The sequence below is a fragment of the Janthinobacterium silvisoli genome (genome assembly GCF_014200725.1).
In the GTDB taxonomy this organism is placed as follows: Bacteria; Pseudomonadota; Gammaproteobacteria; order Burkholderiales; family Burkholderiaceae_D; genus Janthinobacterium.
In genome coordinates, this window is the sequence record NZ_JACHCL010000001.1 from 1,569,686 (window position 1) to 1,590,812 (window position 21,127).

Annotated in this window: 17 protein-coding genes; 3 read left to right on the forward strand and 14 right to left on the reverse strand. The window is 59.9% G+C overall.

Annotation, left to right across the window (positions count from 1 at the left end; all coding sequences use genetic code 11):
* Positions 1-136: 136 nt before the first annotated feature.
* Positions 137-1,180, reverse strand: a complete 1,044-nt coding sequence (locus HDE75_RS07110) for a lysozyme inhibitor LprI family protein (RefSeq protein ID WP_183675571.1) — start codon at positions 1,178-1,180, stop codon at positions 137-139.
* 187 nt (positions 1,181-1,367) lie between these two features.
* On the opposite strand from HDE75_RS07110, the gene HDE75_RS07115 reads away from it, so the two are divergent.
* A complete protein-coding gene (locus tag HDE75_RS07115; RefSeq protein ID WP_183675570.1) occupies positions 1,368-3,533 on the forward strand; it encodes an alpha/beta hydrolase family protein in 2,166 nt (721 codons plus the stop codon).
* A gap of 55 nt (positions 3,534-3,588) precedes the next feature.
* On the opposite strand, the gene HDE75_RS07120 is transcribed toward HDE75_RS07115, so the two are convergent.
* The 6 genes from HDE75_RS07120 to HDE75_RS07145 form a co-directional block, all read right to left on the reverse strand.
* Positions 3,589-4,872, reverse strand: coding sequence for an MFS transporter (locus HDE75_RS07120; RefSeq protein WP_183675569.1), 1,284 nt, complete (start codon positions 4,870-4,872; stop codon positions 3,589-3,591).
* A 171-nt stretch (positions 4,873-5,043) separates the two neighbouring features.
* Positions 5,044-5,775 carry a BON domain-containing protein gene (locus HDE75_RS07125; RefSeq protein ID WP_183675568.1) on the reverse strand — a complete coding sequence of 244 codons (732 nt, stop codon included), beginning with the start codon at positions 5,773-5,775 and terminating at the stop codon, positions 5,044-5,046.
* A 104-nt stretch (positions 5,776-5,879) separates the two neighbouring features.
* Positions 5,880-6,557, reverse strand: a complete 678-nt coding sequence (locus tag HDE75_RS07130; RefSeq protein ID WP_183675567.1) for a hypothetical protein — start codon at positions 6,555-6,557, stop codon at positions 5,880-5,882.
* A gap of 165 nt (positions 6,558-6,722) precedes the next feature.
* The gene (locus tag HDE75_RS07135; RefSeq protein WP_183675566.1) at positions 6,723-8,447 is read right to left on the reverse strand and encodes a dipeptidyl-peptidase 3 family protein; all 1,725 of its coding nucleotides are present in this window, start codon (positions 8,445-8,447) and stop codon (positions 6,723-6,725) included.
* A 70-nt stretch (positions 8,448-8,517) separates the two neighbouring features.
* On the reverse strand, positions 8,518-10,191 hold the full coding sequence (locus tag HDE75_RS07140; protein WP_183675565.1) for a methyl-accepting chemotaxis protein: 1,674 nt from the start codon (positions 10,189-10,191) through the stop codon (positions 8,518-8,520).
* Between the two features lie 106 nt (positions 10,192-10,297).
* Positions 10,298-10,897, reverse strand: a complete 600-nt coding sequence (locus HDE75_RS07145) for a short chain dehydrogenase (protein ID WP_183675564.1) — start codon at positions 10,895-10,897, stop codon at positions 10,298-10,300.
* Between the two features lie 113 nt (positions 10,898-11,010).
* Between HDE75_RS07145 and HDE75_RS07150 the strand changes: the two genes are divergently transcribed.
* Entirely contained in the window at positions 11,011-11,925 is a 915-nt protein-coding gene (locus HDE75_RS07150; protein ID WP_183675563.1) for a LysR family transcriptional regulator, read from the forward strand.
* A 10-nt stretch (positions 11,926-11,935) separates the two neighbouring features.
* Here the strand turns inward: HDE75_RS07150 and HDE75_RS07155 are convergent, their stop codons facing one another.
* From HDE75_RS07155 to HDE75_RS07165, 3 genes are read right to left on the reverse strand one after another with little or no spacing between them, the layout of a single operon-like run.
* A complete protein-coding gene (locus tag HDE75_RS07155; RefSeq protein ID WP_260173776.1) occupies positions 11,936-13,399 on the reverse strand; it encodes an efflux transporter outer membrane subunit in 1,464 nt (487 codons plus the stop codon).
* Between the two features lie 29 nt (positions 13,400-13,428).
* Positions 13,429-15,027 carry a DHA2 family efflux MFS transporter permease subunit gene (locus tag HDE75_RS07160; RefSeq protein WP_183675562.1) on the reverse strand — a complete coding sequence of 533 codons (1,599 nt, stop codon included), beginning with the start codon at positions 15,025-15,027 and terminating at the stop codon, positions 13,429-13,431.
* A 6-nt stretch (positions 15,028-15,033) separates the two neighbouring features.
* Positions 15,034-16,230, reverse strand: a complete 1,197-nt coding sequence (locus HDE75_RS07165) for an HlyD family secretion protein (RefSeq protein ID WP_183675561.1) — start codon at positions 16,228-16,230, stop codon at positions 15,034-15,036.
* 203 nt (positions 16,231-16,433) lie between these two features.
* Here HDE75_RS07165 and HDE75_RS07170 point away from each other — a divergent pair, with 203 nt between their 5' ends.
* Positions 16,434-17,093 carry a TetR/AcrR family transcriptional regulator gene (locus HDE75_RS07170; RefSeq protein WP_260173778.1) on the forward strand — a complete coding sequence of 220 codons (660 nt, stop codon included), beginning with the start codon at positions 16,434-16,436 and terminating at the stop codon, positions 17,091-17,093.
* 4 nt (positions 17,094-17,097) lie between these two features.
* Here HDE75_RS07170 and HDE75_RS07175 read toward each other — a convergent pair whose 3' ends face one another.
* From HDE75_RS07175 to lpdA, 4 genes are all read right to left on the reverse strand, one after another.
* A complete protein-coding gene (locus tag HDE75_RS07175) occupies positions 17,098-17,640 on the reverse strand; it encodes a hypothetical protein (protein WP_183675559.1) in 543 nt (180 codons plus the stop codon).
* Positions 17,641-17,648: 8 nt separating this feature from the next.
* Positions 17,649-17,852, reverse strand: coding sequence for a hypothetical protein (locus HDE75_RS07180; RefSeq protein ID WP_183751084.1), 204 nt, complete (start codon positions 17,850-17,852; stop codon positions 17,649-17,651).
* Positions 17,853-17,932: 80 nt separating this feature from the next.
* A complete protein-coding gene (locus HDE75_RS07185; protein ID WP_183675557.1) occupies positions 17,933-19,087 on the reverse strand; it encodes an STAND family AAA ATPase in 1,155 nt (384 codons plus the stop codon).
* Between the two features lie 252 nt (positions 19,088-19,339).
* On the reverse strand, positions 19,340-21,118 hold the full coding sequence (lpdA, locus tag HDE75_RS07190; RefSeq protein WP_183675556.1) for a dihydrolipoyl dehydrogenase: 1,779 nt from the start codon (positions 21,116-21,118) through the stop codon (positions 19,340-19,342).
* Positions 21,119-21,127: the final 9 nt, after the last annotated feature.

Here is a 21,127-nt window from a genome sequence, read left to right on the forward strand (position 1 = left end):
TTCTCTCCAGAAAACCTGGCATGCTGGGCAAGCATGCCGGCCTGTTAATTTATAAGGAGGTGCAATAATGCCAATAGGAAATTACCTGTTGATGACATAACCATCATTTACAGAAGAAAAAACCGTTAAATACAAATTAGGGCTGCAATAATTCTTCCAATTGCGCATTGCGCCGTGCTGTCAGCAAGGCCAGCCAGGTATCGGCAGGCACGGATGGGAAACGGACAGCGCCATAACGCAGCCAGGCATCGCGGTACACCAGCCACGAACGCTGGGTGGCGCGGATACCCTCCTTGCTGACGGCGCCCGGGTAGTCCGCCGGCGGCTGCTTCATCACCTTGCCATATAGCAGGTTCAGCTGCTTGTCGAGTGTCGCCGCATCGACCTTGCCCGCCTTTGGCAATTGTCCCTGCTCATACTGGCGCAGATCATGGGCCAGCAATTCCATCTCGCTGGTTTTAGTGTCGATGGCCATGGACGAGCCTGCAGTACCGCTCATGTCCGTTTCCTTGGCGCCACGAGCCGTGGCAAACTTGTCTGTCGCCTGCTGCAAGGCTTGCAAGGCAATCTGGGCGGCGGCAGGCAATGTTTGATTGAGCTTGCTGCCTGCCTCCGTACGGGCACGCTGCTTTTGGCGCGCATCAATGCCACTGCAGACGCCCATCATGTAGCCGCTGGTAATGTCATCGCACAAGTCGATATCGCCATGTGCGCCGCTGGCATTAAGCTTTTGCAGATGCGCGACACGGCCTTCCATCTCGGCTGGCGCCGCGTCGATGCTGCACGCACTCTTCAGCGCCAGCGCCGGGTTGCGGACTACGCCCAGGCCATTCTGGTACAACATCATCAGCACGGCGCTATTCTTCTGGACAATCGCACATTGGCGCACAGGCTGCCAATCGGCAGGCTTGGGCGCAGACATACTCTTGGTATCGTAATACAGGTCGATCGGCTCGCAACGTTGCAAACCCGCTACGGCCGATGGCGGCGGCAACTCGGCCGCAGGCGGCGCAGCCTTGGCCACTTTCATGCAGGCGCCATACCAGGCCGTCGTTTCCGCGTGGCCCACGCCCATGGCGCTGGTATTCGGGTAGGAAGACTGCGCGATAGCTGACTGGCCGGCCAGCAAGGCGAGCAGGCCCAGCAACAAAGACTTGTTTGAAAATACATGGAATCGCATGGCTAGCCTGGGGCAGTAAAAATGAAAGGCCGAGTGTAACGTATCGGCCACCTGAAACCCCGTCCGCATGGCGGGTAAAACCAGCGGTAAATAACGGTTACGGGCGGCCATGGCAGCTTGGCATGCAGTGGATCGATGGGCAATAATATTGCCCGCAATAACTTTTTCAACTCTCCGGACCACGCTCATGACCTCTCCCCGTCTTCGCCGTTCCATCGGCTCCCTGCTGATCGCAGCGGCCTGCGCCTCGCTCGCCTGCGCCGCCCCCGCCCATGCGGCCGGCACCACGGCGGCCACGCCAGCAGCCGCCACACAACAGGCCAAACACGCCATTACGCATGAAGACGTGTGGCTGATGAAGCGCATCGGTGCGCCCGTTGCCAGCCCTGACGGCAAGTGGGCCGTGTTTTCCGTGGTCGACAGTGCCTACGATAGCAAGGATCAATGGTCGGACCTGTGGATCAAATCGCTGACGGACGAAAGCGCGCCGCGCCGCCTGACCTTCAGCAAGGGCGGCGAAAGCGCTATCGCCTGGTCGCCGGACAGCCGCCAGCTGGTTTTCGTTGCCAAGCGCGAAGGCGATGAGGCGGGCCAGATCTACCGCCTCGACGTGGCGGCTGGCGGCGAAGCGCAACGCCTGACCTCGCTCACCCTCGGTGCGCGCACACCGAAATGGAGTCCGGACGGCAAACAATTGCTGTTCATCAGCGACATCTATCCAGGCAACAAGACGGAAGCAGACGTCAAGCAAAGCGCGAAAGAGCGCAAGGACCGCAAGTACAGCGCGCGCTCGTATGAAACGACGGCGCCCCGCTACTTCGACAAATGGCTGACCGACAAACAAGTGCGCCTGTTTATCGTCGATGCGCAGGCTGGCATTGAAGCCACGCCGCGCGACATCCTGTCGGGTTCGCAACTGGTCGCCTTGCCGGGTTTCGGCGGCGGCCAGGGCGATGAAGGCCAATCGCTGGACGCCATCTGGACGCCGGACGGCAAGGGTGTCGTCTTCAATGCCGCCACCAACCGTGATGCGGCCCAGCGTGAAGCGGTTCATTCGCAGCTGTACCTGGTGGCGGCAACGGGCGGCGAGCCGCAGCGTCTGACGCAAGACCAGCACAGCTACAACAACCTGAAATTTGCCGCCGATGGCAAGACCCTGTTTGCCCTGTCGGACGCAGAAACGCCGGGCAAGGTCTACGACGTAAACCGCCTGGCCAGCTTTGCCTGGCCGCTGGTGAACCCGCAGCCGACCATCCTGACGGCAAAGCTGGACCGTTCGATCTCGCGCTATGTGTTGCCGGAAGGCGGCAAGCGCATCATCTTCAGCTATGAACATGCGGGTCTGGAAAAGCTGTACTCGATCGATGTCAAGGGCGGCGAGGTACGCGATGAGCCATCGTTGCCAACCGGCAGCATCAGTTCCTTGAGCAGCGGTGGCAAATCGCTGGTGGGCGTGTGGGAATCGAGCATCAACCCGCCGGAAATCTATGCCTTCAATGGCAAGCAGCCACAGCGTTTGACTTCGTTCAATACGGAAAAAGCCAGCAAGATCGACTGGCAAGCGCCCGAGCACTTCTGGTTCAAGACGGCCGATGGCCGCCAGATCCACAATATGATCGTCAAGCCAGCCAACTTCGACCCGAACAAGAAATACCCCTTGTTCACCGTCATTCACGGCGGCGCAGCCAGCATGTGGCGCGACCAGTTCGTGCTGCGCTGGAACTATCACTTGCTGGCCAAGCCGGGTTATATCGTGCTGTTGACCGACTACAAGGGTTCGACCGGTTATGGCGAGGAATTTGCCCGCTCCATCCAGTTCGATCCATTGAAAGGCCCCGGTGATGAAATCAACCAGGGCGTCGATGAAGCAATCAAGAAATACCCATTCATCGATGCAACAAAACTGGCGGCTGGCGGCGCCAGCTATGGCGGCCACCTGGCCAACTGGCTGCAAGCGACCACCACGCGCTACAAGGCCATCGTGTCGCACGCCGGTGAAATGGACTTGATCATGCAATGGGGCACCAGCGATGGCGGCTTTGGCCGTGAAACCAATGCCGGCGGCCCCGTCTGGTCCCAGCTGCCCGTGTGGCGCGATCAAAGCCCGGTCATGCAGGCAGGCAATCACGAAAAAGGCACGGGTTTCACCACGCCTATTTTGATCACCGTGGGCGAACTGGACTACCGCGTTCCTGCCAACAATGCACTGATGAACTTTGCCGTGCAACAGCGCCTGAACGTGCCGGCGAAACTGATCGTCTTCCCGGACGAGAATCACTGGATCTTGAAGGGCGAGAATAGCCGCTTCTTCTACAATCAGGTAGAAGAGTGGCTGGCAAAATATGTAAAGTAATCCCGTTATTTGCTTCTTGAAAAGCCAGGCTCCGCTGACGCGGGCCTGGCTTTTTTCATGCTGTCTGCAAGGCGGCTTTCTGACGCCGGATGGCCAATACCAGCAAGGCTGCCAGCAGACAGGCGGCGCCAGCAGCGAAAAGGGCTGGGTTATAGGTCAGCATCAGGGTGCGGATGCGGCCTGCGCCGTAGGCAGCGACGGCGGCGCCCAGTTGATGGCCGGCGAAAATCCAGCCAAACACCATGCCCGCCCTTTCCTTGCCAAACGTGGCGCCTACCAGCTTTACGGTTGGCGGCACGGTGGCGATCCAGTCCAGGCCATAAAACATGGCGAACAGCGACAAACCGTACAGGGTGAATTCGGAATACGGCAGCCAGAACAGCGACAGGCCGCGCAAGCCGTAATACCAGAACAGGAGCTTGCGGTTGTCATAGCGGTCCGACAGCCAGCCCGACATGATGGTGCCGAACAGGTCGAAGGCGCCCATCATGGCCAGCACGGAGGCGGCCGGCACGGCGGACAAGCCAGAATCGCCGCACAGGGAAATGAAGTGCGTCTGGATCAAGCCATTGGTGCTCAGGCCGCAAATAAAGAAGGTGCCGAACAGTATCCAGAAGGTGCGGTTCGTTGCCACGCTGCGCAAGACCAGAAATGGCGTAGCAAAGGTGATCTTTGGTCCGGCTGGCGCGGCCAAGGGCGAGCTGGGATCGGCGCCATAGGCGCGCAGGCCCACGTCTTGCGGACGGTTACGCATGCAAAAGAAGGCCAGCACGGCAACGATGGCACAGCTGGCAAACACGGGCATCACGGCCAGGCGCCAGCCGAAGTGTTCGATCAGCCAGGCGCCCACGGGCAGGAACAGCAGCTGGCCGGTGGCCGAACTGGCCGTCAGCACACCGATCACCAGGCCCCGGTGGGTTTCAAACCAGCGGTTGGCGACCACGGCGCTCAATACCAGCGCCGTCATGCCGGAACCTACGCCCAGCAAGATGCCCCATAGCACCACCAATTGCCAGAACTGCGTCATGCGGGTGGCCAGCAGCATACCGGCGGCGATCAAGGACAGGGCCACGCAGATGACGTTGCGCAAGCCAAAGCGTTCCATCAGGATGGCGGCAAATGGCCCCATCAAACCAAACAGTACAAAGCGTACGGCCAGCGCCGACGATATCTGCTCGGCATCCCAGCCGAACTCGCGGCTCAGCGGCTGCATCAAGGCGCCAGGCAAGCCCAGTGCTGCCGACGATGTCAGGGCCGTTAAAAAGGTGATGATGACAATGACCCAGGCGAAATGTATCCCGCGCCGGTCCAGCCATTGTGATACAGGAAGGGAAAGCATAACGACCTCACAATAAGAATAAGACCGCCTGCTGGCGGTTTTTTCTCATGATATATTATGATCGTAATTTATACAATCGCGATGTTTTTCTTTTCATTGGGTGCAAAAAAAGCCGTTGCCGGATCTACATGATCCGACAACGGCCCTTACCTTGGGTATGAGCAAGAAAAGTTATTTGACCTTCAAGCCATTCTTGACATCCGTCACGCCTTCCACGCCACGGGCCAGGTCGGCGGCTTTTTGCACTTGGGCTTGCGATGGCACGAAGCCGCTCAGCATGACGACGCCATTGACGGTTTCCACATGGACATCGAGCGCTTTCAAGTCATTGTCCTTGACCAGGTCAGCCTTGATCTTGGTGGTGATCACGGTATCGGCCATGGCCACCTTGGTACTGCCGGCTGCATTGCGCGTGACGCAAGCGGCTTTGGCCGTCGCATCCATGGCGTCGCAATTTTCTTTGGCCATGGGTGCAGGATTTTGCGCCACGTTGGTGCCATCGCGGGCGCCTGTATTCGCGTCGGCCAGGGCGGCCGTTTTCGCGGCCTTGGCGTCATTCATGCAGGTGGTTTTGTTGGCACCGGAACTGTCGCCGCACTTTGCCTTCGCCAGGTCATATTCGGCATTGGCGACATCCTTGCGGGCCTTGGCCAATTCGCGCGGCGTGTTGCGGTATTGGGCGACAGCATCTGAATCAGCCTTGGTCCGTGCCACCTTGGCTTCTTCCACACAGACTTTTTTGGCGTTGCCCGATTGGCTATCGCAAGCGGCCTTGGCCTGTTTATAGTCGGCCGTAGCCTTGTCGGTCATGCTCTTGTAGGTGGCATCCTGTGCATAGGCCGGCGCGGCGGCTAACAGGGCGCTGGCACTGGCGGCCAGTATGAGCGCGATTATTTTATTCATGATGGAGTCTCCATGGGTGAGGTTGATGCCCAGATTAGACGCCTGCCGCGCTCAAAACTCTGTGCGACAACACACGCTGCCCTGCCATCCATCCCATACAGCCATCATCCTTTGTCGCCACTCAAGCCTTTTCTCCACAAAACTTGCGCCTGTTCAAATAGCGAGGCAGGACCATCAAATGCATGCTCGCCGCCTGCCAGGACCAGCCACGCTTGCGTGGCGTGCGAACTGGCCGCGCCACCCTCCTGCGCACGCACGCGCACTTTCTTCATCCACGCCAGCACGGCGCCGTAGCCGGCAAGGTGGCGGCTATGCATCCACGCCAGCGCTACCAGATCCGCATACGCTTCTTCACGCCGTGTTTCACGTAACTCAGCCGCCCCCATGGACTTCGCAGCAGGATCGACAAAACCAGCCGGCAAGGCATGCCAGTTACCCTGCGCATAACGCTGGCAATGGCCGATCTCATGCGCCGTCATGGCTTCGATCATCAAGCCGCGTTGTTCAGCTGACACACCTTGCAATACGGCTTCGGCCTGGGCATTGCCGCGCATCGACAGCACCAGCTTGCAGCGCCCGCCATCGAAGCCCAGCGCCATCGGCACGGCGTTCGGTGCCTCTTGTGGCTGGACAACGATATCAATAGGTAAACCTTGCTCGCGCGCATAAGTAATCACGGGAGCACCCGCTTGCAGCCAGCGCGTTTCCAGCGGGGTCAAGCCGGACTGGGCAATGGCAGGCAAGGCGATACACAGACTGAGCAGGGGAAGCAATTTCAACATGGAATCAACACGGAAAACAGAAAACACGGGAAGTTTGCAACTGCAGAGTAAGCGTACAAAATATTTCCACAAGGAAAAACTGGCAACTTTCCAGAGAAAAGACGAAAAAAAACCGGCGCCGCAGCACCGGTTTTCTAAAGTGGCAATCGTTGCCCCTTAAAACGTTTATTTCTTGGCTGCCTGCACCTGGTCCAGCGCACGCGCCGTGACGAATTCAGGGCGGATATCGTTCGGCACCGCCTTCATCTTGTCGAGCGCCACCTGCACTTCCGGACGGATCACCACGTACTTGGCCATCAGCTCTTTCGCACGCGCATAATCACCGGTCGCTTCGATGGTCAAAAATTCGCGGTCCAGGTCCATCACGGCCTGCTTGATCTTGGAAAAATCGACGCCAAACTTGCCGTCGCCCAGCGACACGAAACCGCCCTTGTCGAGGATGTAGTTGAGCTGGATCGCCATGCCGCGCGCATGCGAATCGGTCAGGCCGAAATGCAGGGTGCGGAAACCCGAGGCGAGGAAGGTGTTGTACAGCTTGCGCTCGGCCACGTCGCCCTGGCCCAGGGTATCGTTCAACTGGCCCTTGTCCATCATGTAGCGCAGCGCGTACAGGCCGGTGATGTCGGCCTTGGCTTCTTCGATGGTGGAATAGGTTTCCTTCAAGTCCTGGCGCGGCGTCGATGCCTTGCCATCGATCTGCGTGGCGTGCGGGCCCAGGCCGTGCATGATTTCATGCGCGAGGATGTGCGTGAAGAAGGAATTGAAATCCACGTCCTGCTGCGCTTCGGGCGTCAGCACCAGCTTGGAGATCGGCGTCAGGGTGGCCTTGAATTTGGCTTCCTGCACGTTCTTCAGCATCACGCGCTTGGAGCCGCGCGCGCTGATGATGCGCTCGTCGTTGGGCAGGTTGTAGGCAGCCGTCTGCACCGCCATATTGCCATCGCCAGCGCCATACACCTGGTTGACCACCACCATCGGCGCCAGCGCGCCCACTTTCGGGTTGCGGTATTGCGCGTCCAGCGGCAGGTTGTCTTCCAGCTCCTGCATATGCTTGGCGAAGAAGTTCAGCTTCTGCGTTTCGGCCTGGTCGCGGATATTCACGTACGCTTCAAACGCCGCCTTGTAGCCGAACAGTTCATCGTTATACGTTTCGTATGGGCCGATGGTGATGTCGACCGGCGCATCGAGATCCATCCAGGCGAAGTCGGACGGCAGGTAATCGTTGTCGAGGAAAGCCTGGGCGCGCAGGCCAAGGAATTTCTTCAGCGAGGCGTTGTCGGTGGCAGCCGCCGCTTCCTTGAGTAGTTTGGCCAGCTGCGTCAATTCTTTCTTGTATTCGTCCGAGTATTTGACGGTGCGGTACTGGCCATTCTTATCCGCGCGGATGGTGGTGAAAAACCATTGCGCCTGCTGCTTGTCGACTTCCGGCAGACGGTTCATCCAGCTTTCCAGGCTGGCCTTGCTGGCGCCCTGCGGATAAAAATTGCCCGCTTCCGGCTTTTTTTCGGGGATGGCAATGCCGGCATACGTGGCTGGCATGAACGACTCGTGTCCGTCGAGTACCGACCACGGTCCCTTGTTGATCCAGAAGTAGTTCAGGCGCGCCTTGCCCAGCGCCGACTTGTCTTTTTTCAGGGCTGCCCACAGCGCTTCATTGCCAGACCAGCGCTGGCGCAGCTGCAGCACGTCGACCAGCTTGGCCGCTTCGACCAGCCTGGCGATGGCCTTGCGGTCACCGGCCGACAGCTGCGAGGTATCGGCAGTCAGTGCAACAGGCGCATAACGGGCGCTCATGGCGTTCAATTGCTCGACGGTGGCTGGCGCACTGGTGGCGGCGCAGGCGCTGCCGACGGCGGCCGCCATCAGCAGGGGGAACAGGATTTTTTTCATGGTGTCTCGGATGTAACCGCTATCTGAACGGTATTGTATAAACAGGCTCGCATTGTAATCCACGCCCGGATTAAAACGCTTCCCAGGCTTCCTCGGCCGGCTTCGCTGCCGCCGCCTTGGCGGGCAGCTTGCGGACCGGCGCGACGGCATGCAAACGCGACGGCTTACCATGTACTCCATCGAGCTTGAAAATGCTGACCACCTGCGCCAGGCTGCTCGCCTGCGCTTCAAGCGAGGCGGCGGCCGATGCCGACTCTTCCACCAGCGCTGCATTTTTCTGTACCACCTGGTCCATCGCGCCTATCGTGTGGTTCACCTGCTCGATGCCCGACGTCTGTTCCCGGGTGGCCGTACTGATTTCAGCCATGATGTCGGTCACGCGCCTGACGCTGTCGACGATATCCTGCATCGTGGCGCCGGCTTCGTCGACCAGGCGGGCGCCCGTATCGACCCGTTCGACGGAGTCGTCGATCAAGCCCTTGATTTCTTTCGCGGCGGCGGCGGAACGCTGCGCCAGGTTGCGCACTTCGGTCGCCACCACGGCAAAGCCGCGGCCCTGTTCGCCCGCGCGCGCCGCTTCCACGGCGGCGTTGAGCGCCAGGATATTGGTCTGGAAAGCGATGCTGTCGATCACGCCGATGATGTCGACGATTTTCTTTGACGAGGCATTGATGGAGGCCATCGTGTCGACCACTTGCGACACCACCGCGCCGCCCTTGACGGCCACGCCAGAGGCCGACAGCGCCAGCGTATTGGCCTGGTGCGCATGGTCTGCATTCTGCTTGACGGTGCTGGTCAATTGCTCCATCGACGATGCCGTTTCCTCGATCGAGGCGGCCTGCTGCTCCGTACGCTGCGACAAGTCCAGATTGCCGGCGGCGATTTCACGCGAGTTGGTGGCGATGGTGTGGGTGCCGGCGCGCACTTCGCTGACGATGGCCACCAGGCTGTCGCGCATGCCGCGCATGGCAAACAGCAGGCTGGAACGGTCGCCTGGTTGGGTCTCGATGGCGACGGCCAGGTTGCCTGCCGCAATATCGCCGGCGATGCTCGCCGCATATTCGGGTTCGCCGCCCAGCTGGCGCAGCAAGCCGTGGCTGATGCGCCAGGCCGCCAAGGTGCCGATCACGATGGCGCCCAGGCACAGCAGCAGCATGAAGAAGAAAAAGCTGCGCGCCACGCTGGCGGCGCTGTCGGCTTGTTCCCGGCTCATTTTTTCTTCCAGGTCGATCAGCTTGTTGACGGACGCGAGCCATTCGACAAAAGCCCCCGCGCCCTGCTGATGCAGCAGGGTCGTTGCCTGCGGCACATCGTCGGCCAGGCGCAGCGCGATCACCTTGGCGATCAGCGACATCGTCTTCGCCTCGCTGGCTTTGATGCCGGCCAGCGCTGTGCGCTCTTCCGGCGTCACCTGCTGGCCGCTGCCGATGATCTGGTCCAGCGGCGTGGCCGACTGCGCATAATTGTCGGCCAAGGTTTGAATGCGCGTGATTTCGGGCTGCGCCATGGCCGCATCGCTGGCCAGCACCACGTCGCGCAAGGCGATCGCGCGGTCATGCACGCTGCCGCGCAAATTGATGGCGTAGCGCTGCCTGACGTTGTTCACGTCGCTTATACTGGTCAGTATGGAATCGATTTTTTGCACCCGGTTGATGCCGAGTGCGGTAACGATCAGCAGCAGCAGCAAGACCAGGCCAAATCCCGTGTACAGCCGCGTGCTGATTTTAGTGCTTTGCAATTGCATCCCTGTTTTCCTAAAAGTTACGCAGTCCTATAGTTGAACTGTGGAAATAAAAGGAAAATTTAACACGGATGCTGCAATCCTGCCGGGGACGGGCTAAAGTCCCGCTTTACCAGACCTTGTACACTTGGCCCGTCTGCACGCCTTCCACGCTGCGGCTGTACGCCAGCGCCACGCGGCTGGCCGGCGCCGGTTCGAATCCGTGGAAAAAGGCGCCGTAAGCATCGAGCGATTCGGTCAATACGGTCGGGCTGACCACGTTGATGCGCAAGCCGCGCGCCAGTTCGACGGCGGCGCCGCGGACAAAACCTTCCACCGCCGAGTTGGTCATGCTGGCCGCCGTGCCGTAGCGGATCGGCTGGTCGGCCACGATGCCGCTGGTGAGCGTAATCGAGCCGCCGTCGTTCAGGTATTCCTGGGCCACCAGGGCCACGTTGACCTGGCCCATCAACTTGCTGTTCAGCCCTACCTGGAATTGTTCCGGCGTGAATTCAGCCAGCGGGCCGAAGTGCAGCTTGCCAGCCGTGACGACAACGGCATCGACCTTGCCGATGCGCTGGAACAAGGCGCGCACTTGTGCGATATCGCTCATGTCAGCCTGGTGGGCGCCGCTGCTGCTGCCTACTTCGATGATCTCGTGGCGCTGTGCCAATTCGGTGTTGACTGCCTTGCCGATGGTGCCACTGGCGCCGATGATGACGATTTTCATGGTGTTTTCCTGTGTGGTGTTGAACGATGACGCCAGTATGCGCTGCTTCCCAAAAGGAATAAATACGCTAGAATTTACAAGATTACTAATCCACAGTTTGGAATCGAAGCACCATGGATAAGCTGCGCAGCATGGAAATCTTTGTCGCCGTGGTCGACCAGGGCAGTTTCACGGCAGCCGCCGACAGCTTCCGCATCTCGCCCGTGATGGTGGGCAAGCACGTGAAATACCTGGAACAGCGCCTGGGCACGCGTTTGCTGACACGCACTACGCGCCGGCAAAACCTGACGGAAATCGGCCAGCAATATGTGGAGCAGTGCCGCCAGATTCTGGCCCAGATCGCGGCGGCGGAAACGGGCGCCGAAGCGATGCGGGCCACGCCGCGCGGCAAGCTGAAGATTTCTGCGCCCGTGTCGTTCGGCAGCGAACGCATCGCGCCGCTGATGGCCGACTATCTGACGGCGTACCCGGACGTGAGCCTGGAACTCAATCTGAATGACCGGATGGTGGACCTGGTGGAAGAAGGATACGATGCGGCCATCCGCATCGGTGCGCTGGAAGACTCCAGCATGGTGGCGCGGCCATTGCGGCACTACGCGATGGTGATTTGCGCCTCGCCCGATTACCTGGCCAGACATGGCACGCCGCGCACGCCGGATGAGCTGCTTCAGCACGAATGCGTGGATTTCATGCAGTGGTCGCGCCATATGCGCTGGCGCCTGTCCGGCAAGGAAGCGCGCCACGATAGCGCCCCCGCCGAGAGCCGCTTCCGTTCCAACAATGGCCAGGCGCTGCGCATGGCTGCCCTGCACGGCTTCGGCATCGTGATGCAGGCAGAGATACTGCTGGCCGACGATATCGCCGCAGGCACGCTGGTACCGATATTGCAGGACTATGTACCGGCGCCGCGCCTGATGCATTTACTGTATCCGCGCGACCGCCAGCCCACGCCCAAGCTGACCACCTTTATCGACTTCATCATGGAACGCTACGGGCCGGTGGTGACACCACCGGCCACGCTCACGTAACTGGGGCTTCTTAGTTCGCCTTGGCCAGCTTGGCCAGTTCGCCTTCAGGCTGCCAGCCGGCGCCCAGCGAACGGGCCACGGCCACCGTCGCCAGCAGGCGCTGGGTTTTGATCTGCACGGCCGCGCGGTCCGCTGCCAGCGAGCTGCGCTGGGCGTCGGTGACGTCCAGGTAGTTCGAGATGCCGCGCTCGTAGCGGGTGCGCGCCACCAGGTAGGCACGCGCCGCCGCTTCCTGCGACACGGCTTGCGCATCGCCTTGCAACTGGCGCTGCTCCACGTCGGACAAGGCGTCTTCCACTTCGCGCAAGGCGGTCAGCAACTTGCTTTCATGGTTGGCCACCGCTTCCGCATAACGGGCTTTCGACAAATCCAGATTCGCTTGATTACGGCCGCCATCGAAGATCGGCAGCGACAGCGCCAGCGGACCGACGCTGAACTGGCGCGCACCGCCCTGCGCCAGGTCGCGCAGCTTTTCCGAGGCAAAGCCGAAGCTGCTGGTCAATTGCAGCGATGGATAAAACGCGCCTTCGGCCACGCCCACCTGAGCATTCGCAGCGCGCACGCCGGCCACGCTGGAAATCAGGTCAGGACGATGGGCCAGCAGGCTGGCTGGCAAGCCGACAGGAATCGCAGGTGGCAGTGGCAATGCAGCCGGATCGGTAATTACCGTCAATTGCATGGCGGCCGGCGACTTACCCGTCAGCGTGGCCAGGCTGTTTTCCAGCAGATTGCGCTGGCGCCTGACTTCATGCAGGTCGGCTTGCGCATTGGCCAGTTCAACCTTGGCGCGCGCCAGGTCCAGCTCATTGGTCAAGCCGCCGTTAAAGCGCGCCTCGACCAGTTGCAAGGACTCGCGGCGCGTATCGAGTGCACCGTTCAAGATCGCCATTTCCGCATCCAGGCCGCGCAGCTGCCAGTAATTACTGGCCACTTGCGACGACAGGATCAGCAGCACGCCATCAAGGTCTGCTTGCGCGCCCAGGGCCTGCGCATCGGCCGCTTCGATCATGCGTTTGACACGGCCCATCAAATCGATTTCATACGACATCGAGACGCCCACTTCCACGTCGTTGCCACTGATGGACTGGCCGCCAAAGGCCATGCCCTCGGCGGTCTTGGCCGAGCTGTGCGAATTCGAGACCGAGGTGCTGGCGTCGAATCGTGGACGGTCGCTGGCGCGCGCCGTATTGGTTTGTGCCAAAGCCTGCAACAGGCGCTGGCCTGCCGCTTTCACGCTTGGATTATCGCGCAGCGCGCTTTGTTCCAGGCGGTTCAGGGTCTCGTCGTGGTAGATGCTCCACCAGTCGGTAGGTAGCTGCGCTTCGCTGGCGGCGCCGGCCGCGTGGCGGAAGCCCATGTCAGCCACATTGGCCGGCGCCTTGAAATCCTGGCCCACGGTGGTGCAGGCGCTGAGCGCCATCGCCAGCGAGACAGCCAGCGCGATTTTCGTCATGTTCGTGTATGCAGTTTGCATGATATTACCTCTTGTTTTTTCAGGGACGGTCAATGACCGCCACCACCGCCACCGGGGGCTTTGAGTTTGTCTGCCAGCCACAGGGGCACGATGCAGGCCAGCAGGATGCCACCGACGATGAAGAAGCCATCGTTGTAGGCCATCACATAGGCTTCGCGGCGCACGATGCCGTCGATCGCCTGCAAGGCCTGGTTGCCGGCCGTAACCGCATCGGCGCCCTTGTCCATGAAGGAAGCCGTCAACTGGTCGATGCGCAATTGCGTGGCGCTGGAAAACGAGTTGATCGCCTCGCCCAGGCGCTGCGAGTGGAAATGTTCACGCGTGCTCAGAGCCGTCGCCAAGAGGGCGATGCCGATCGAGCCACCCAGGTTGCGCGTCATGTTGAACAGGCTCGATGCCGATGGCATGTCTTTCGGCGCCACGCCTTTCATGGCGAAGTTCGACAGGGTCAGCATCACGAAAGGCTGGCCCAGCGCACGCACCACCTGCGACCACAATAACTGGTCGTAGCCGGTCGAGGCATCCATATAAGCATTCATCAGGCAGGAGCCGCCAAACAGCAGCAGGCCGAACGAGCACAAAATACGGTTATCCACCGTCGACGACAGCTTGGCAACGAAAGGCATGATAAATAGCTGCGGCAAGCCCACCCACATGATGACTTCACCAATCTGCATCGGCGAGTAGCCGGCGATCTGCCCCAGGAACAGCGGCAGCAAAAAGGCCGAACCATACAAGCCCATGCCCATCACGGCCGACAGCACGGTCGCCACCAGGAAGTTGCGCTGGCCGTACAGCGCCAGGTTGACGAACGGCTCGGCGCGCGTGGCACTGGTCACTACCCAGCCCAAAATGCCGGCCAGCGCCATGGCGGCAAAGGTGATGATGAAAGCCGAATCGAACCAGTCCTTCGAATTTCCCTCTTCCAGGAAGATGGTCAGGCTACCGAGGCCCACGGCCATGCAGAAGATACCCAGCCAGTCGGCTTTCCATAAGGCCTTCAAATTCATCGGTTCGCGGTCCAGGCCATAGATCATGCCGAGGATCAGCAGCACGCCAGGTACCCAGTTGATGTAAAAGATCGATGGCCAGCCATACAGTTCGCTCAGGTAGCCGCCCAAGGTCGGGCCCATGGCTGGCGCCAACGTGGCGGTCAGACCGAAGATGGCCATGCCGGTGGAACGCTTCGACGGCGGCAGCTTGAGCATCACCAGCGTGAACGCCATCGGGATCAGCGCGCCGCCCGTAAAGCCTTGCAGCATGCGGAAGACGATCATGCTTTCCAGGTTCCATGCGGTGCCGCACAGGGTGGAAAACAGCAGGAACAAGGTGGTCGTGCCTATCATGTAGGCGCGCAGGCTGAACACGCGCACCATCAGCGCGGTGAGCGGGATAACGATAATCTCGGCCACCAGGTAGGCCGTGGAAATCCACGAACCCTCTTCCTGGGTGGCCGATAGCGAGCCAAGGATATCCTTGAGCGAAGAGTTGGTGATCTGGATGTCGAGCACCGCCATGAAGGCGCCCAGCATGCCGGCGGCGACCGCCAGCCAGGTACGCCCGGAGACTTTCTCGCTGATCACGGGAAACGCTGGCGGTTTCGCCAGTGTGTTGGAGGAGCTGCTCATGGCACGTTAGCGGGCGGCGGTCTGGGCAGGGGCAGCCTGGCCGGCGGTCTTGTCGATACCAGGCTGGTTGATTTCCACTTCGGCGATCACCGACATGCCGGGTACCAGGCGGCCGTTGAGGGCCTTGATATCTTCCGGCTTGAAGACGATCTTCACGGGCACGCGCTGCACGATCTTGGTGAAGTTACCGGTCGCATTATCGGCTGGCAGCAGCGCGAACTGCGCGCCCGATGCCGGTGCGAAGCTGTCGACGGTGCCGATCAGCTTTTTGCCTGGCATGGCGTCGACGCTCACGTGCACGCTCTGGCCGCGATGCAGGTCGGCCAATTGCGTTTCCTTGAAGTTGGCAGTGACCCATACATTGTCTTGCACGATGGCCGTCAATTGCTGGCCAGGCTGCACGCGCATACCCGTTTCCACGTTACGCTTGCCGATACGGCCCGAGACAGGCGCGAGAATGCGGTTGTATTGCAGTTGCTGTTCCGCGTCTTTCAATTGCACGCGCAGCACGGCTACTTGCGCCTTGGCCACGTCGCGCGCAGCCAGGGCGGCGCCGATCTGCGCCTTGGCGGCGACAGCGCTGTCGCGGCGGGCGGCCAGGTCAGCCACGGCGCTGGAGCGGGCCGCATTGGCTGCATCCACTTCCGCTTTCGAGACGGCTTTCATCTGGCTGGTGTACAACTGGCCATAACGGTCGGCATCCTGTTTCGCGCGCAGCAATTGCGCATCGGCCTGGGCGATCTGGGCCTGGGCGCCGCTCGCTTGCGCCTGGGCTTGTGCGATCTGCGCATCGGCCTGCATCACTTGCTGTTCCGCGCTGGCGATCTGCGCCGTGATTTGTTCCGTCTTCACGCGCTGGTCGAATGGATCGAGTTCGGCAATCACGTCGCCCTCTTTCACCAGTTGATTGTCGTCAATAAACACCTTGGTGACGACGCCGGAAATACGCGCCGATACGGGATGCACGTGGCCGGAAACATAGGCGTTTTCCGTTTCCACAAAGTAATGACTGCGGTACCACATGCGCGCGCCGGCGCCCAGCGCGACCAGCACGATCAGGCCGGCGATGATTTTCACGCGGTTATTCGGTGCGGGGCTGGCGGCAGCGGCGGGCGCGGACGGTGCGGCAGGGGCCGCGGTGGGGGCCGTTGGGGGAACGGCGCTAAGCGCCTTTTGTTCTTCTTGGCCAGGCTGGTTGGACATACTGCGCTCCGAAAATGAAATGATGTAGGTTCATTATTGGACAAAGGAAAGCGCTTGTCAAGAAATGAAACGATTGCATTTCATTTTAATTTGCACTACAGTGTTAGTCATCACTCACCAACCAAGAGACCCCGAACATGCCTGATCCCGGCCTCAGCGACACCTTGCCCGTCCAAACTGATACTGAACATGATAACGCCGCCATGGAGATATTTTTCTGCGGCAAGTCTGCTGGCCGGCCGCGCGAGGCCGACAAGGAAGCGCGCGCCGAAAACCTGCTGTACACGGCCGGCTGTTTGTTCCTGGAAAAGGGTTATGGCAAAGTGAGCCTGGAAATGATCGCGCGCCAGGCCCATGTGGCGGTACGTACGATATACGTGAAGTTTGGTGGCAAGTCCGGTCTGTTCAATGCCGTAGTGGAACAGCGCCGCGCCGCCTACTTTTCCACCATGCCCGCGCTGGAAACGGATATGCGGCCCCTGCCCACCGTGCTGGGCGAATTCGGCTTGTTGTTCCTAAAACTGGTCACGATGCCCGCAGCCGTACGCCTGAACCGCATGATCGTGGCGGAAGCAGCCAGCCATCCGGAACTGGCAGAGACGTTCCACAAGGTGGGACCGGGACGTACGCGCGACATGCTGACGCGCTTCTTCAGCCGTCCCGAGATCGCTATCCAATTCCGCGCGGAATTGACGGCAGAACAAATTGCCATGCATTTGCTCAATTGCCTGCTGGACGACCAGATGTCACGCCTGCTGTTCCCACCACTGACACAGCCCGACACGGCGCAACTGCGCAAGCTGCTCGATCACCGTCTCGATCTGTTCTTGCGGGCGACCTTGCGCGCGCCGCTGGCGGCGTAAAAAGCTAGTTGTCTGTTTTGGGGGCTGGAAGAAGCTCTTGGCTCACTCTGCCATCTACGGCAGAGTTGACGGCATTGAGTTTCCCATAGCCATAGGCAATCAAAGCAACCAGGATAATCGTGAGGAAGTTGGTAATCAGGGCGGCGCCAACTTCGGCCAGCCAGCCATAGATGCCGCGCTTGGCGGCCAATTCCCTGCGGTAGGAGATAAGCTCAACAGTCACTGCTTGATGGGTGGCATCAAATTTGGCGGCCAATGCCGATTGCACGGTGTCAGTACTTAATTGATCCAGGCGCTCTTTGGTAGCGACACTGAGAAAAGTCACGGTCAGCGCTGTCGCCCTGTCCTTATAGCCCTGCAGCTGTGCAGGAAGGACATTGAAGTCATGAAACATCTGGATCTCAAAGGACGTAGGCTCTACACCACCATTTGCTGCCTTGAGATGGATGATCCACTCTACTTTCGTTTGCTTGTATAGTGAATAAGCCAAGGCCCCAATAAAATCATTGGGGCCACTTACCAGCTGATCATAAACGTGCAATGCCACACATGAACTCAGGCAGCCAACAGTTCGCGGGCCTTGGCCATGGCGGCATTGATTTCCTTGGCCGAGAAGGGGATATTTGCGCTGGTAGTGTTTTTGGTAAGCGGCTCAGGATCTGGCCCACCATCACTGGCAATCTCCAAAGGAGTCTTCTGCGCCATCAATTTTTTGTTAATCCGCAACGCGTCAGCCACGCTAAAAAAATGTCGCATCATGCCTCCTTTAAGCTGCTCCTACCGATCTAACCAGCATAGCACGTAAAACCAGACAGACATTGCGCTATTACAAAGCCCGCTTATTGCGGCACACCAGATGCCTGCGGCGCAACCGCCTCGCTACGCTCACCACTCAAGCCCAGCGCACGCAGGAAAGGCCGGGCTGCCGATAGGCCCTCGAAGCCGAAAACCGCTTCGCTGCCATCGCGGCGCTCGGGGCCATAACGCATCAGGTCGAATGAGGTTTCAAAGCGCTGCGCCAGGAAGTAGGTGCGGAAGTAATCAAAGGCAAACACCACCTGGCCATCGGTGCGCGCCAGCAAACCCTGGGCGTACAGCGGGGACAACCATTGCTCGGCCGATACGTCCCAGCCCTTGACGGCGCAATAATCGCCGGCAAAACATTCCAGCTCCTCTTGCAGCAGGAATAAGGTCTTGGCTTCGAACAGCACGAAGGCCAGTTCAATCAGGAATTCACGCGCATCGGTGGCAACGCTGACGTCGCTGCGCTTGCCCATCAAACCATCGAAATAGCCGCTGTCGCTGGCCAGTTGCGGCAGCAAGGTGGCAAACACATACTCGGCATCGCGCTGGCCCGTATCGCGGCCGTCCGGCGTGTACAGCACCGACAGGGCAAAAGCCTTGCTGACTTCATCAAACTCGCGCAACGCTACCGTCCACGGCGTCAGCGGCGCCTTGTCACCGGCGCTTCCCACATCAAATTCCAGCACGGCATAGGCGGCCATCTGGCCATGCTGGCTGTAGAGGCTGCCTGGATTACTCTTGAATAAAATGCCCAGCGCCTTCATCAGCGAACTGGCTTCGCCCGTGTGCTGGTGCCCATGAAAGACGGCGTGGATATTCTTGTACAGCGCACGCTGCTCGGCGCCCGCATGCTCGTCGGCCGAAAAGAAACTGAAACCAGCATTGCCCAGCACGCCAGCCGTTGCTCCTTGCGCCCGGCTCCCCGGCACCAGATAAAAACGCGCGCCAGGCAGGCTCGCCGCCTGCAGCAGGGGGCGCAGGAAATATTCGTAGACGTAAGTGGGGGTCGTGCTGTTATCCGCATCGGCCGCCAGCAACTGGCCCGTGAAGAAAATCGCATCGATCTGCTTGCCGGCATCTCGGAAGGCGGCCACATCCTTGAACAGCGAATGCAGCATGAGCGCTTGCTCTTGCTCATCGGCGTGGCGCAGACGCACGTCGGAAATATGGAGGGCGGTAAATTTTTTCATTGTTGCAATACTTTCTCAGCACAGCCAAACCTGACCGAACAATAGCAACTTCATGGGAAAAAGCACACGCCCCAGGTCAAGCATAAGCGAAACATAGTTACAGATGGATATTGTCCCACTTTTTCCACATGGAAATACTCACCAATATTCACACTTCGGTGTATAAGTCACATCCACTGCTGTCCGAGACAAACCAACAATAAAAAAACCGGGAACATGTCCCGGTTTTTTGTACTGAAAGTCAATATTGCATCAGCGCTTGCGTGGTGGCGGCAAGTCCGTGCATGTCCCTTCGTAGACTTCCGCCGCCATGCCGATCGATTCGCCCAGGGTTGGGTGAGGATGGATGGTCTTGCCGATGTCGGTGCCGTCGCAACCCATTTCGATCGCCAGCGCGATTTCACCGATCATGTCACCGGCATGCGTGCCGACGATGGTGCCGCCAATGATGCGATGCGTTTCCGCATCGAACAACAGCTTGGTGAAGCCTTCGGCGCGGCCATTGGCCACGGCGCGACCGGAAGCGGCCCACGGGAAATGGCCCTTCTCGACCTTGATGCCCTTGGCTTTTGCTTCGTCTTCGGTGATGCCGGCCCATGCCACTTCCGGATCCGTATAGGCGACCGATGGAATCACCTTGACGTCGAAGTGCGACTTCTGGCCTGCCGCCGCTTCAGCAGCAACGTGGGCTTCATGCACCGCCTTATGCGCCAGCATCGGCTGGCCCACCAGGTCGCCGATGGCGAAGATGTTCGGAACGTTGGTGCGCATCTGACTATCGACGTTGATGAAGCCACGGTCGGTCACTTGCACGCCAGCCTTGTCGGCAGCGATCTTCTTGCCGTTCGGGCTACGGCCCACGGCCACCAGCACCAGGTCGTAGATTTGCGGCGCAGGTGCAGTAGCACCCGCTTCGGCTGCTTCGAATGTGACCTTGATGCCTTCCGGCAGCGCCTCGACGGCGACCGTCTTGGTCTTGGTCATGATGTTGTCGAAGCGTTTTTCGTTGAACTTCTGCCAGACCTTGACCGCATCGCGGTCCGCGCCCTGCATCAGGCCATCCATCATTTCAACCACGTCGATGCGCGCACCGAAGGTCGAATACACGGTCGCCATTTCCAGGCCGATGATGCCGCCGCCAATGACCAGCATGCGTTTTGGAATCTGGCGCAGTTCCAGTGCACCGGTCGAATCGACGATGCGTGGATCTTCCGGCACGAATGGCAGTTTGACTACCGACGAACCGGCAGCGATGATCGCCTGCTTGAACTGCACGACTTTTTTCGTGCCGTCAGCAGCCGTCACTTCGATGTGGTTCGCCGAGAGGAACTGGCCCACGCCGGTGACCACTTGGGTCTTGCGCGCCTTGGCCATGCCGGCCAGGCCGCCGGTCATGTTCTTGATGACACCTTCCTTGTAAGCACGCACCTGGTCGATGTCGATGGTCGGCTTGGCAAACGTCACGCCCGTGTTGGACATGTGCGCCGTCTCGTCGATCACGGACGCCACGTGCAGCAGCGCTTTCGACGGGATGCAACCGACGTTCAGGCACACGCCGCCCAGCGTTTCATAACGCTCGACGATCACCGTGTTCAAGCCCAGGTCGGCCGCGCGGAACGCCGCCGAGTAACCGCCAGGACCACCACCCAGTACCATCATGTCGACATCGATATCGACCTGGCCGCTGTAATTGCCGGCCGGGACGATCGCTGCAGCAGGTGCTGCGGCAGCCGGTGCAGGCGCCGCTGCTGGTGCGGCAGGGGCAGCCGCTGGCGCGGCAGCCGCCGCGCCTTCAGTTGCTTCCACCACCAGCAGCACGCTGCCTTCAGCGATCTTGTCGCCGATCTTGACTTTCAATTCCTTGACCACGCCAGCGTGGGTCGAAGGAATTTCCATGCTGGCCTTGTCCGATTCCACGGTGATCAGGGACTGGTCCAGCTTGATGGTGTCGCCAACCTTGACCATCAGTTCGATGACTTCGACTTCCTTGAAGTCGCCGATATTCGGTACTTTTACCTCTACTGTGCTCATCAATCGCTC

Bases quoted from the DNA above. Each gene is read 5' to 3' on its own strand.
- HDE75_RS07130 (WP_183675567.1), bottom strand. From the start codon at position 6,557: ATGTTGAAATTGCTTCCCCTGCTCAGTCTGTGTATCGCCTTGCCTGCC.
- HDE75_RS07120 (WP_183675569.1), bottom strand. From the start codon at position 4,872: ATGCTTTCCCTTCCTGTATCACAATGGCTGGACCGGCGCGGGATACAT.
- HDE75_RS07125 (WP_183675568.1), bottom strand. From the start codon at position 5,775: ATGAATAAAATAATCGCGCTCATACTGGCCGCCAGTGCCAGCGCCCTG.
- HDE75_RS07160 (WP_183675562.1), bottom strand. From the start codon at position 15,027: ATGAGCAGCTCCTCCAACACACTGGCGAAACCGCCAGCGTTTCCCGTG.
- HDE75_RS07145 (WP_183675564.1), bottom strand. From the start codon at position 10,897: ATGAAAATCGTCATCATCGGCGCCAGTGGCACCATCGGCAAGGCAGTC.
- HDE75_RS07180 (WP_183751084.1), bottom strand. From the start codon at position 17,852: ATGATGCGACATTTTTTTAGCGTGGCTGACGCGTTGCGGATTAACAAA.
- HDE75_RS07165 (WP_183675561.1), bottom strand. From the start codon at position 16,230: ATGTCCAACCAGCCTGGCCAAGAAGAACAAAAGGCGCTTAGCGCCGTT.
- HDE75_RS07150 (WP_183675563.1), top strand. From the start codon at position 11,011: ATGGATAAGCTGCGCAGCATGGAAATCTTTGTCGCCGTGGTCGACCAG.
- HDE75_RS07140 (WP_183675565.1), bottom strand. From the start codon at position 10,191: ATGCAATTGCAAAGCACTAAAATCAGCACGCGGCTGTACACGGGATTT.
- HDE75_RS07170 (WP_260173778.1), top strand. From the start codon at position 16,434: ATGGAGATATTTTTCTGCGGCAAGTCTGCTGGCCGGCCGCGCGAGGCC.
- HDE75_RS07135 (WP_183675566.1), bottom strand. From the start codon at position 8,447: ATGAAAAAAATCCTGTTCCCCCTGCTGATGGCGGCCGCCGTCGGCAGC.
- HDE75_RS07110 (WP_183675571.1), bottom strand. From the start codon at position 1,180: ATGCGATTCCATGTATTTTCAAACAAGTCTTTGTTGCTGGGCCTGCTC.
- HDE75_RS07185 (WP_183675557.1), bottom strand. From the start codon at position 19,087: ATGAAAAAATTTACCGCCCTCCATATTTCCGACGTGCGTCTGCGCCAC.
- HDE75_RS07155 (WP_260173776.1), bottom strand. From the start codon at position 13,399: ATGCAAACTGCATACACGAACATGACGAAAATCGCGCTGGCTGTCTCG.
- HDE75_RS07115 (WP_183675570.1), top strand. From the start codon at position 1,368: ATGACCTCTCCCCGTCTTCGCCGTTCCATCGGCTCCCTGCTGATCGCA.
- lpdA (WP_183675556.1), bottom strand. From the start codon at position 21,118: ATGAGCACAGTAGAGGTAAAAGTACCGAATATCGGCGACTTCAAGGAA.